The organism is Streptomyces tricolor, from assembly GCF_002155905.1.
Classification (GTDB): Bacteria; Actinomycetota; Actinomycetes; order Streptomycetales; family Streptomycetaceae; genus Streptomyces; species Streptomyces tricolor.
In genome coordinates, this window is record NZ_MUMF01000437.1 from 1 (window position 1) to 11,569 (window position 11,569).

The 11,569-nt window shown below is 72.9% G+C and carries 13 protein-coding genes; 9 read left to right on the forward strand and 4 right to left on the reverse strand.

Going from position 1 to position 11,569, the window contains the following annotated elements:
* Positions 1 to 61: 61 nt before the first annotated feature.
* Entirely contained in the window at positions 62 to 580 is a 519-nt protein-coding gene (locus CCN44_RS28760) for a hypothetical protein (protein WP_059254950.1), read from the forward strand.
* 31 nt (positions 581 to 611) lie between these two features.
* Here CCN44_RS28760 and CCN44_RS28765 read toward each other — a convergent pair whose 3' ends face one another.
* Positions 612 to 1,613 (reverse strand): ATP-grasp domain-containing protein, encoded by a 1,002-nt coding sequence (locus tag CCN44_RS28765; protein ID WP_086700746.1) that lies wholly within the window; start codon positions 1,611 to 1,613, stop codon positions 612 to 614.
* A 252-nt stretch (positions 1,614 to 1,865) separates the two neighbouring features.
* Between CCN44_RS28765 and CCN44_RS28770 the strand changes: the two genes are divergently transcribed.
* On the forward strand, positions 1,866 to 2,459 hold the full coding sequence (locus CCN44_RS28770; protein ID WP_086700749.1) for a helix-turn-helix domain-containing protein: 594 nt from the start codon (positions 1,866 to 1,868) through the stop codon (positions 2,457 to 2,459).
* Positions 2,460 to 2,606: 147 nt separating this feature from the next.
* Here the strand turns inward: CCN44_RS28770 and CCN44_RS47495 are convergent, their stop codons facing one another.
* Positions 2,607 to 2,741: a hypothetical protein gene (locus tag CCN44_RS47495; protein WP_260335092.1), complete on the reverse strand. Its 135-nt coding sequence runs from the start codon at positions 2,739 to 2,741 to the stop codon at positions 2,607 to 2,609.
* Between the two features lie 55 nt (positions 2,742 to 2,796).
* Here CCN44_RS47495 and CCN44_RS28780 point away from each other — a divergent pair, with 55 nt between their 5' ends.
* Positions 2,797 to 3,324: a hypothetical protein gene (locus CCN44_RS28780; RefSeq protein WP_059254949.1), complete on the forward strand. Its 528-nt coding sequence runs from the start codon at positions 2,797 to 2,799 to the stop codon at positions 3,322 to 3,324.
* Positions 3,324 to 4,538, forward strand: a complete 1,215-nt coding sequence (locus CCN44_RS28785) for an MAB_1171c family putative transporter (protein WP_059249124.1) — start codon at positions 3,324 to 3,326, stop codon at positions 4,536 to 4,538. The genes CCN44_RS28780 and CCN44_RS28785 overlap by 1 nt, the downstream gene beginning before the upstream one ends.
* A 70-nt stretch (positions 4,539 to 4,608) precedes the next feature.
* Here CCN44_RS28785 and CCN44_RS28790 read toward each other — a convergent pair whose 3' ends face one another.
* Positions 4,609 to 5,634, reverse strand: coding sequence for an MBL fold metallo-hydrolase (locus CCN44_RS28790; protein ID WP_086700755.1), 1,026 nt, complete (start codon positions 5,632 to 5,634; stop codon positions 4,609 to 4,611).
* 178 nt (positions 5,635 to 5,812) lie between these two features.
* On the opposite strand from CCN44_RS28790, the gene CCN44_RS44565 reads away from it, so the two are divergent.
* The 4 genes from CCN44_RS44565 (at position 5,813) to CCN44_RS28805 (ending at position 9,036) form a co-directional block, all read left to right on the forward strand.
* Positions 5,813 to 5,986, forward strand: coding sequence for a hypothetical protein (locus CCN44_RS44565; protein WP_158103160.1), 174 nt, complete (start codon positions 5,813 to 5,815; stop codon positions 5,984 to 5,986).
* A gap of 184 nt (positions 5,987 to 6,170) precedes the next feature.
* Positions 6,171 to 7,622 carry an aldehyde dehydrogenase gene (locus CCN44_RS28795; protein ID WP_086700758.1) on the forward strand — a complete coding sequence of 484 codons (1,452 nt, stop codon included), beginning with the start codon at positions 6,171 to 6,173 and terminating at the stop codon, positions 7,620 to 7,622.
* A gap of 3 nt (positions 7,623 to 7,625) precedes the next feature.
* Complete coding sequence (locus tag CCN44_RS28800; RefSeq protein ID WP_086700761.1) at positions 7,626 to 7,859, forward strand: ferredoxin; 234 nt, start codon at positions 7,626 to 7,628, stop codon at positions 7,857 to 7,859.
* Positions 7,860 to 7,959: 100 nt separating this feature from the next.
* Positions 7,960 to 9,036, forward strand: coding sequence for an NAD(P)/FAD-dependent oxidoreductase (locus tag CCN44_RS28805; protein ID WP_086700764.1), 1,077 nt, complete (start codon positions 7,960 to 7,962; stop codon positions 9,034 to 9,036).
* Between the two features lie 395 nt (positions 9,037 to 9,431).
* Here the strand turns inward: CCN44_RS28805 and CCN44_RS28810 are convergent, their stop codons facing one another.
* Entirely contained in the window at positions 9,432 to 10,052 is a 621-nt protein-coding gene (locus CCN44_RS28810) for a TetR family transcriptional regulator (protein WP_059249112.1), read from the reverse strand.
* 219 nt (positions 10,053 to 10,271) lie between these two features.
* On the opposite strand from CCN44_RS28810, the gene CCN44_RS28815 reads away from it, so the two are divergent.
* The coding region (locus tag CCN44_RS28815; RefSeq protein WP_086700767.1) for a glycosyltransferase family 4 protein at positions 10,272 to 11,569 on the forward strand (1,298 nt) is incomplete at its 3' end.

An 11,569-nucleotide genomic window follows, 5' to 3' on the forward strand; every position in this document is an offset into this window, starting at 1 on the left:
TGGTGAGCGGGGTCACGGGTAGGACGGGGGGTGGCGCGATCAAGAGGGGCTGATGATGAGAGTGAACGACAGGATGCATCGTGTTGTGGGTGCCGGGCTGCCGTCCGTACGGCCTGACGATGTCCCGCCCGCGTATCGCGCGATCGTGGAAGAGGGCTGGACCGTGACTGCGACTGGGGCCCGTCTGCTGTCCGCGTTGGAGAGCGGATACAACGGGTCCGTAGACGAATTCACGGATGTCGTGCATGTCGAGGCGTCCGTGAATGGGCGCGCCATGATGGACCACGACCTCCCCGCTGCCGGTCCGGAGAGGCTGAACCGACTGCTACGGCGCTCGCTTGCCTACGCCTGTCTGGCGTTGCGGCGTGTGCCGGAGGAAAGCGAGCACCCCGTCCTCGGATACGTCTCCCTTTCGGAGGGCGGCTTGGCGGACGACACGCTGACGTCACATGTCACCTTCTGTACGCGCCGCCCCGGCATTCTCCCGTATGCGGGACAAATCCAGGACCATTCCGACGAGGCGCTTCTGGAGCTTTCCAGGGATGATGCCGCGAAATTCCTCGGCGGGCATACACGGTGAACTCAGGTCCCCCGCTCGACTTCCTGGGCTGTCAGGCCGCGTACGTGTCGGTCGTCGGGAGGATGGTCGCTGTCAGGTGGTGGGCCAGGCGGCGGAGGGCTGTTTCGCAGGCTGTGGGGGTGTCGGCGGTCACGGCCCAGTGGGCCAGGCGGTCGGTGGGGTCCGCGTGGGGGGCCGCTGTCACCGGGTCGCCGGGGTGGCGGGTGAGGACCATGCGGTCGGCGGACGGGTCGTCTGCGGCGGCGGGGTCCAGGCGCAGCTCGGTGAGGCGGCCGGTCACGGCCGGGTAGGCGAACTGGACGGCGGCGGCCAGGTCGACGCCGGTGGCCCGTTCCACCAGCAGCGGGATCAGGTCGCCCGGCAGATGCGGGGCGACGGTCAGGACGCGGGGGCCGCGGGCGGTCAGCCGTAACGTGATGTGCGCGACCGCGTGGGTGAGACGGAGGGCGCGCGCGGTGCGCTCCACGCACTGGCGCAGGAAACGGTTGTGCAGGAGCCCGTCGTGCGCGTGGACGCCGTGCCGCAGCGGGCTGCGGGCGGGCGGCGGACCCGGGGTCGTACGGGTGAGCGCGACGATCCGGACCTCGTCGTCCAGCACGACCGTCTCGGCGGACACCAGCGGCCCCGCAGTGTCCTCCGGGTCCCCGGGCGCCCCGGCCCCGGCCGTCGGCAGCCGGTGCCGGTCCAGCAGTGCCCGTAACGCGACGGGGTCGGCGCAGGCCGCGGCCGTCTCGTACGGCAGGCCCGGTAACCCCAGGCGGCCGGTGATCCGCGCGGCGGTGGTCAGGTGCTCCGCGGACCAGGTCAGTACGCCGCCGACCGGATGCTCCGCCGCGTACCCGCAGACCGCCTCCGCCGTCTGGGCCTCCCGTGCCGGGTCGGCCGCGAGGTGCCCGGCCAGGTACGGACGGGCCCAGGCGGGCGGGTCCGGGTCGACCAGGACCACCGGGCGGGACGCCGCGATCCGGGCCAGCGGGAACTCGTCGCAGGAGTCCCGGCGGCCGGCCCCGAGGAGCACGACGGGCTGCGCCATGGGTGCCTGCACCTTCCTCGGGGCGACGGCGGACAAGAAACACCCCGGGTGCCGCTCCCCCATAGGCGGCACCCGGGGCGGGTCGGATCTTGCTCTCCGTGCAGTGATCCTCACCCACGGCCGCACCAACTGTCAACGATAGCTGCATAATTAGGCAGGGGGCCTTGTCACGTCTGGTCGCCGCACGGGCGAACCGGTAGCCTCGCCGTCAGCCCAGCCACCGACCGGACGACACGCCCAGGGGGGACCTCGGTGAGTGACGCCTACGCCTCGCTGGCCGATGTCCTGGACCGGCTCGGCGAGTTGACCGGCCGGCCCGGCCGGCTGCCGGAGACCCTCGACGTGGCCGGCCTCTCCTACCGCACCGGCATCCCCGTCGGCGTCGTCGTCGAACTGCTCTCCGGCGGCCGGGCCCCCGAGACCTGCCTGGCCCAACGCGTGCGCCAGCGACTGGACTTCATCCGGGAGAGCCGGCGCCGGCCGGACGGCAAGCGGTACTCGCTGGACGAGCTGGCCAGGATCGCAGGAACCAGCCGGCAGTGGCTGAGCGAGTGGCGCAAGAGCGGCATGCCGAGCCTGGAACACGCCGACCGGCTGCGCCGGTTCTTCGGCCTGCCCGCGGGCTTCTTCACGGCGGACGAGCCGGAGGCGCTGTACGAGGCGCTGCAACCGGTGCTGCAGAGCCTGGAGGCGGAGGCCGACCCGCTGCTGCGGCTGCGCGAGAGCGGGCTGATACGACTCGCCGCCCGGGCCCCGCAGATGAACGCCCGGCAGCTCGCCACCCTGGCCGACCTGGCCGAGATGATCATCGCCTCGGAGCGGGCGGAGGGCACCGGGCGTGCCTGAACAGTCCGCCGGCGTCACGCGTCAGCGGTCAGCCACGGGTCAGCGGTCGGATATGGGTCAGCGGTCGGACATGGGTGAGCTGCCAGGTGCAGGTGACCGGTCGGCGGTGGGTGGCCGGTCAGCGGCGGGTGACGGCTCGGCCACGGGTCACCGGGCAGCGGCGAGCGCGGAGCGGTCGGTGACCGTCCGGCAGCCGGTGACCACTCGGCAGCCGGTGAACAGGGAGCAGCCGGTGGGCAGGGAGCAGCCGGCCGCCGCGCAGCGGCCGAGGCCGGCGGTCATGAAGCCGAGGCTCCCGAGGCCCTCACGGTCGCCGAAGCGCTTCCTCGACCGGCTCGTGCGCGACACCGTCCGCGGCCTCACCCCGCCGACCGCCCCGGAGGCGTTCCTGCACGCGCTGTGCGCCACGCTCAGCCCGCAGCTGGACCGCCCGGTCCGGCTGAAGTTCGTCGCGTTCCCGGCGGGCCTGGACGTCTCCGGGATCACCCTGGCGCGGGACGAGGAGTACATCGTCGTGGTCGAGGAACGGGCCCCGGACCCGCACAAGTTCGTCATCGCCGGGCACGAGATCGGCCACATCCACTACGGCACGCTGGACGTGCACTACCCGGCCGGGCTGCCCGCCGCCGCCCGCCGGCTGCTGTCGCGCGCCGAGGACGACGTCCCCTGGGACCGGGTGGTGGCCATGGCCACCCGCTCGCCCGCCGCCGCGGCGGCCGAGGCCGAGTGGGAGGCCGAGGAGTGCGGGCTGCGCCTCGCGGCCAAGTTCTCCAAGGTCGTCGGGCCCGGCGCGGCCGGCCGGATGACCCAGGACACCCTCACCGACCGGCTGTCGTCCTCGCTGGGCAACATCGGCGGCCCCTGATGCGCTGGGACATCGCCGGCTCCTTCGCCGCCTACGCCGTCCCCGCCGCCCTGCTCGCCGTGGCCTTCGTGATCAAACTGCCGCTGCTGCGGCGCGCCTGGCAGGACCCGATCCTGCGGGCCACCGCGCTGCTGCTCGGCATCGGCGCGATCGTCTTCGCCTCGCTGCCGCCGGCCAACCTGCACCGCATCAACGTACTCTCCGGCATCCCCAACTTCGCCGGCCTGTGGGTGTACTCGCTGCTGACCGCGTACTGCGGGGCCTGCCTGTGGCTCATCATCACCTGGCGGGAGCCGCCGTCCGCCGTGCGGCGCCGGCGCACCCGGCTGGTCTGGGTGGCGTACACCGTCATCATCGTCGGCCTGTGGACGACGTTCCTGCTCGGCGACCACCACGTGGAGCGGATCCGCGACCTCGACACCTACTACGCCGACACACCGTGGATGCGCGAGTTCGTGCTGCTCTACCTCGTCGCCCACCTGGTGTCCGCGCTGGTCGCGGCGGGCATGCTGTGGGCCTGGTACCGGGAGGTCGAGGACGCCTGGCTGCGCCGGGCGGTGATCTTCCTCCAGGTGGCCTACGCCCTCGGGCTCGTCTTCGACGCCGCCAAGCTCGCCGCGATCGGCGCTCGGTGGAGCGGCCGGGACTGGGACTGGCTGTCGACGTACGTCGCCCCGCCGTTCGCCATCACGGAGGCCGTCCTGGTGGCTGTCGGCTTCCTCGCCGGGCAGGCCGGGCCGTGGGCGGCGGAGCACCGGCGGCTGGTGCGCACCCACCGGCGCCTGAAGCCGCTGTGGCAGACCATGCTGACCGTCAGCGCGCCGGCGGCGCCCGCGACCGGCCGGGTCAGCGGTGCCGCGCTCCGCCTGGAGCTGCGCCGGGCCGCCATCAACGACGGGCTGCTCAAGCTGGCCCCGTACCTGTGCGCGGACCGGCGCCGGCGGATCCGGCAGGCGGCGGCCGAGGCGGGCCACCCGGAGTCCGTCGCCCGGGGCATCGCGGCGGCGGTGGACATCTTCGTCGCGGCCGACGCGCTGCACGCACCCGAGGACCACGAGCGCCCGCTGCCCGCCGGACACCCCGGGTTCGCCTGCGTCCCCGACAGCGAACTGGAGTCCGTGGCCCACGCGTTGCGGTACCACGCGGCGGCCGTCGAGAGGTTCCGCCGGCAGACGGTCGCCGCGGAGGGTCTCGGCTCACCGGCCCCGTCGTAGCCGACCGTTCCCCGGCCTCGTCGCAGCCGACCGCTCTCCGGCCTCGTCGTAGCCGACCGCCGCTGTGGGCTCACACCGCCACGTACGCCACCGGCTCGCTGCCGGGCACCGGCTCCGCGCGGCCCTGCTTCACCAGGCGGCGCAGATGGGACTCGGCCTCCGAGACGGCGATGGTGCGGGAGCCGTAGGGGATGTCGGACCAGGGGCGGTTCCAGTCCATGCGTTCGGCCAGCTGCCAGGGGGTCAGGGGCGCGGCGAGCAGGGCGAGGAGGTTGGACAGCCGGCTCTGGTGGTGGTCGAGCAGCGCGCGCACCCGGGCCGGGGCGTCGGTGAAGGGGTGCTGGTGGGCCGGGAGAATCTCGGCGGGGGTGAGCCGGCCGATCCGCTCCAGGGAGTCGAGGTAGTCGCCCAGGGGATCGGTGACGGTCGCGTCGTCCGGGTCCTCGTACAGGCCGATGTGCGGGGTGATCTCGGGCAGCAGGTGGTCGCCGCTGAACAGGCGGCCGTGGCCCGGGAGCCGCGCCGGGTGCTCCTCCTCCAGGTGGAGGCAGACATGGCCCGGCGTGTGCCCGGGGGTCCAGATCGCGCGCAGCCGGCGGCCGGGCAGGTCGAGGAGTTCGCCGGGGACGATCTCCCGGTCGGGCAGGGCGGGGGAGAGGCCGGGCAGGCTCCGGACGCGGGGCGAGCGCAGCGGCGCCACGTGCTCCTCGGGCGCGCCGGCCGCCGTCAGCTTGGCCGCCATGTACGACAGCCAGCGCTCCGGCCGGGTCTCCCGCGCCCGGCGCACGATCGCCGCGTCGGCCGCGTGCAGCGCCACCCAGGCGCCGGACGCCGCGCGCACCCGCGCGGACAGGCCGTGGTGGTCCGGATGGTGGTGGGTGATCACCACGCCGTGGACCTCCCCGACCGCCGTGCCGCAGGCCGCGAGGCCCGCCACCAGCGTGTCCCAGGACCCGGGGTCGTCCCAGCCGGTGTCGATCAGCACCGGGCCCCGGTCGGTGTCCACCACGTACACCAGCGTGTGCCCGAGGGGGTTGTCCGGGATGGGCACCCGAACGGACCGTACGCCCCCGCCGTGATCGAACGTCACCGCCATCAGCCCTCCACCCACCCCTGACGCCACCGCGACCCTGGCCCACTATAACTAGAACTGGTTTCAAAGGTCGCCCAAGTCGACTGCTGCTGCGGGAAGTTGGGCCCGGCCTGTGCCGGACGGCCCGAAGACGGCCCGAGGGAACGCCCTCCGGGAATGCGATGATCTCCCCGGGGGGCGCATGGACATGCTTGAGCTGATGGTGTGGCTGGCCGAGCGGGGAGTCACGGCCGTGTTCAAGGCCGACGGTGACCGCATGGTCGAGCGCCGGAAGGCATGGACGGTCGTCGTCGGCGGTGGGCGTTCGCCTGACCGGCAGGATGCGCAGCCGATGGGGGCAATGCGACCCCGCTGACGCGTGCGATCGAGACCGAAGGTGACGCGGCGCCGCAGGGCGGCGAGTCGTTCACAGCTGGAAAATCCCAGGTCAAGGGAACTTTTGTCGCGTCCGTGGACTGCTTGAACTAGAACTGGTATCAGTTCTGAGACAGTGTCAGATATTGCGGACGCCGGTGCGGTTCGGTGGGAGGCGGTCGGGGATGGCCGGGCTTGTGGAGCACGGACAGCTGTTCATCGGCGGGGAGTTGGCCGATCCGCTGGGGCAGGGTGTGATCGAGGTGGTCTCGCCGCACACCGAGGAGGTCATCGGGCGGGTGCCGCACGCCTCGCGGGCGGATGTCGACCGGGCCGTGGCCGTCGCGCGCCATGCCTTCGAGGAGGGGGTCTGGCCCCGGACCCCGCTGGACGAGCGGATCGAGGTCGTCTCCCGCATCAAGGACGGCATCGCCGCCCGGCACGAGGAGATCGCCCGGGTGATCTCGTCGGAGAACGGCTCCCCGTACTCCTGGAGCGTCCTCGCCCAGGCGCTCGGCGCGACGATGGTGTGGGACGCGGCGATCCGGGTCGCGCGCGAGTTCACGTACGAGGAGCGCAGGGACGGCGTGCTGGGGCCGATCCTGGTCCGGCGGGAGCCGGTGGGCGTGGTCGCCGCGGTCGTACCGTGGAACGTCCCGCAGTTCGTCGCCGCCGCCAAGCTGGCGCCCGCGCTGCTGACCGGCTGCACGGTCGTCCTCAAGCCGTCCCCGGAGTCCCCGCTGGACGCCTACCTGCTCGGCGAGATCGCCCGCGAGGCCGGCCTGCCCGAGGGTGTGCTGTCCATCCTCCCCGCCGATCGCGAGGTCAGCGAGTACCTGGTCGGCCACCCCGGCGTCGACAAGGTCTCCTTCACCGGCTCGGTCGCGGCCGGCAGGCGCGTGATGGAGGTCGCCGCCCGCAACCTCGCCCGGGTCACCCTGGAACTCGGCGGCAAGTCGGCGGCGCTGGTGCTGCCGGACGCGGACCTCCAGGCGGCGGTCGCGGGCATCGTCCCGGCGGCCTGGATGAACAACGGGCAGGCATGTGTCGCCCAGACCCGCATCCTGCTGCCGCGCTCCCGCTACGACGAGTTCGCGGACGCCTTCGCAGCGGCGGCGAGCGCCCTGAGGGTCGGCGACCCGCTGGACCCCGCCACCCAGGTCGGCCCGCTCGTCGCCCGGCGCCAGCAGGAACGCACCCTGGACTACATCCGCATCGGCCAGGAGGAGGGCGCCAAGATCCTCACCGGCGGCGGCCGCCCCGACGGGCTGGACCGCGGCTGGTACGTCGAACCCACCCTCTTCGGCGACGTCGACAACGCCATGCGCATCGCCCGCGAGGAGATCTTCGGCCCGGTCGTCTGCCTGATCCCGTACGGCGACGAGGCCGAGGCCGTGCGGATCGCCGACGACTCCGACTACGGCCTCTCCGGCAGCGTGTGGACGGCGGACGTCGAGCACGGCGTCGACATCGCCCGGCGGATCCGCACCGGCACCTACTCCGTCAACACCTTCAGCCTGGACATGCTCGGCCCGTTCGGCGGCTACAAGAACTCCGGGCTGGGGCGGGAGTTCGGGCCGGAGGGGTACGGGGAGTACCTGGAGCACAAGACGATCCACCTGCCGGCGGGGGCGTAGCCCATGGGCGACCGCTGGCACGTCGAGGTCGACCGGTCGGTGTGCATCGGCTCGGCCCAGTGCCTCCACCACGCCCCGGACGCCTTCCGCCTCGACTCCGCCCGCCAGTCCCACCCCGTCGAGCCGGACACCGACGCGAGCGAACAGGTCATGGAGGCGGCCGAGAGCTGCCCGGTGGAGGCCATCGCGATCAGCCTGCCGGGCAGCGGGGAGGCGGTGTTCCCGCCGGAGGAGTAGGCGTGCCGTCGTCCGTGGCGTGGTTCACAGCGGCGCCGTGTCACAGGGGAGGCGGCCTCCTCGTCCCGGGTACGACCGACTACTCCGACGGGAGGCCGAGATGAAGGTAGTGGTGGTGGGCGCCGGTTACGCGGGTACGTTCGCGGCGAACCGGATCGCCAAGCGGATGCCGGGCGCCGAGGTCACGGTGATCAACGAGCGGCCCGAGTTCGTGGAGCGCATCCGGCTGCACCAGCAGGTCGCCGGGACCGCCGTGGCGGCGACCCCGCTGACGAGGATGCTGCGGGCCGGAATCGCGTCCCGGACGGGCACCGTGGACAAGATCGGCGACGGCGTCGTCACCCTGGACGACGGCGCGAGCATCGACTTCGACCGGCTCGTCCTGGCGGTGGGCAGCACCGTACGGCCCCTGCCGGGCACGGTCCCGGTCGGCACCTGGGAGGGAGCGGAGCAGGGGCGGGCCGCGCTCGCCGCGCTCCCGGCCGGGAGCACCGTGACGGTGGTCGGCGGCGGCGCGACGGGGATCGAGACGGCGACCGAGGTCGCCGAGGCCAGGCCCGACCTCAGGGTCCGGCTCGTCGGGACGGCGGTCGCCGACTGCCTGTCCGGCCGGGCACGGCAGCGGGTCCTCGCCGCGCTGCGCCGGCTCGGGGTGGACGTCGTGGACGACGGCGTCGAGGAGGTGGCCGTGCGGGACGGCCGGTTCGCCGGCGTGCTGCGGCTGCGCTCGGGCCGCGAGATCGCCTCCGACCTGAGCCTGTGGGCGGTGGTGGCGGGCGTTCCCCCGCTCGCGGCGCGCAGCGGCCTGGAGGTGGACGCGGTGGGGCGGGTCGTCGTCGACCGGTTCCTGCGCAGCGTCACCGACGAGCGGATCTTCGCCGTCGGCGACTGCGCGGCCGTACCCGGTGCCCGGTTCGGCTGCCAGACCGCCGCCCCGCAGGCCGGTGCCGCGGTCGAGGCCCTGGCCCGCTTCGCGGAGGGCCGCGCACCCGAGCCGTACGCGCTGCACTACGTCGCCCGGTGCGTCAGCCTCGGCGGCAAGGACGCGGTGGCCCAGTTCACCCACCGCGACGACACCCTCCGGGACAGGTACCTCAAGGGGCGCGCCGCTGTGCTGTTCAAGAAGATCGTCTTCGTCGGCACCAAGGTCGGCACCCGCAAGGCGGTCGGTGCCTGACCGTTCCGAGATCGACTGTTCGGAAATAGTGTGGAATGGGGGGTTCCGTCAGGGGGTTGCCGGTATATCCTGATATCAGCCTACGAGGCGAGTGAGGGAGTCCCACCGGAGTAGCCGACTTGGGCGAGACGCGGAAGCATCCGCCCGGGCCGACAGCGACGGTAGGGCTGAGAGGCCGGAAGGCAGCAGTCAGGCCGGACGGCGACCCCCATCACCTGATCCGGACCATGCCGGCGAAGGGAACCCGTCTCGTAGGTCTTTCGCTGCCCGCCGCGACTGCCCGCTCCGCTCCGGTGCCCGTGCCGGTCGCTGTGCCCGTGCCGGTCGCCGTGCCCGTCCCGGTCGTCGTGTCCGTCTTTCCCGCCGTCCCCTGTTCGGTCGGTTCCTGGGGGCGGTCAGGGGCGATCAGCCGGCTCCGTGAGGTCGATCAATCGGCACACCGTCTCGATGTCGATCTTCACCTGGGCGATGGAGGCGCGGCCCGACAGCCAGGTGATCAGGGCCGAGTGCCAGGTGTGCTCGATGACCCGGACCGCGGACAGCTGCTCGGCGGTCGGGTCCGCCAGGCCCATCGCGTCCAGGATGATCGCGGTCGTCTGCCGGGAGACCTGGTCGACCTCCGGCGAGACGCTGCGGTCGGCGAAGGTGAGCGCGCGGACCATCGCGTCGGCGAGGTGCGGCTCGCGCTGCAGCGCGCGGAAGGCGCGCATCAGGGTCTCGGCGACGCGCTCGGCCGCCGTGGCACCCGCGGGGGGCTTCTTGCGCAGGGTGCCGTGCATGTGCTCCAGCTGGTCCTGCATGGTGGCGACCAGCAGATGCACCTTGGACGGGAAGTAGCGGTACAGCGTGCCCAGGGCCACCTGGGAGGACTCGGCGACCTCGCGCATCTGCACCGCGTCGAACCCGCCCCGGCCGGCCAGCTGGGCGCTGGCGTGCAGGATCCTGCGCCGGCGGGCCTCCTGCCGCTCGGTGAGGGGCGACGAGGCCGGGCGCGAGGTGCTGGCTTCCGCAGGCATGGGTCCCGTCCGTGACAGTCGGTGAGGGTGTCGGTAGGGCTCGTGATCAGTCAGGATGGCAGGGCCGCGCGCCGTGGCGCGAATCACCTGATCCACTGCTCACAGCGCCCCTACCTGCCGGTAGATTCAGAGCCTCTTGAACGATCAAGTCTGAAACTTGTTCTAGATTAGCGTCCCGTCGTAGTCTCGCGGGACAGTGCAGGCAGAAGGGGGCACGGAGTGACCGCTGAGGCCCGGGAAGCGGGTGCCGACCAGGAACCCGCTGCCGACGGCGGACGACCGCTCGACATCGCGCTCCTCACCTATAAGGGGAACCCGTTCTGCGGGGGTCAGGGTGTCTACGTACGACACCTCTCGCGCGAGCTGGCCCGGCTCGGCCACCGCGTCGAGGTCATCGGCTCCCAGCCGTACCCCGTCCTGGACGAGGGCTACCCCCGCCTCACCCTCACCGAGCTGCCCAGCCTCGACCTCTACCGCCAGCCCGACCCCTTCCGCACCCCGAAGCGGGACGAGTACCGGGACTGGATCGACGCCCTGGAAGTGGCGACCATGTGGACCGGCGGCTTCCCCGAGCCGCTGACCTTCTCGCTGCGCGCCCGCCGGCATCTGCGCGCCCGGCGCGGCGAGTTCGACGTCGTCCACGACAACCAGACCCTGGGCTACGGCCTGCTGGGCGACATCGGCGCGCCCCTGGTCACCACGATCCACCACCCCATCACCGTGGACCGGCAGTTGGAGCTGGACGCCGCCGACACGTGGCAGCGCCGCTACTCGGTCCGCCGCTGGTACGCCTTCACGCAGATGCAGAAGCGCGTCGCCCGCCGGCTGCCCTCGGTCCTGACCGTCTCCGGCAGCTCCCGCCAGGAGATCGTGGACCACCTCGGTGTCCGGAACGACCGGATCCACGTCGTCCACATCGGCGCCGACACCGACCTGTTCGCGCCGAATCCGGCCGTCCCCGAGGTGCCGGGCCGGATCGTCACCACCTCCAGCGCGGACGTGCCCCTGAAGGGGCTGGTGTTCCTCGTGGAGGCGCTCGCCAAGGTGCGCACCGAGCACCCCGCCGCCCACCTCGTCGTCGTCGGCAAGCGCCCGCAGGAGGGCCCGGTCGCCCAGGCGATCGAGCGGTACGGCCTCGACGGCGCCGTCGACTTCGTCAAGGGCATCTCCGACGCCGAACTGGTCGATCTGATCCGCTCCGCCCAGGTGGCCTGCGTGCCCTCCCTGTACGAGGGCTTCTCGCTGCCCGCCGCCGAGGCCATGGCCACCGGCACCCCGCTGGTCGCCACCACCGGCGGCGCGATCCCCGAGGTCGCCGGCCGCGACGGCGAGACCTGCCTGGCCGTACCGCCCGGCGACGCGGACGCGCTGGCCGCCGGGCTGAACCGGCTGCTCGGGGACGCGCAGTTGCGGGCCCGGCTCGGCCGTGCGGGACGCGAGCGGGTGCTGGAGAAGTTCACCTGGGCCCGCGCCGCCGAGGGCACCGTGGCCCAGTACCGCGAGGCCATCGCCCGCGA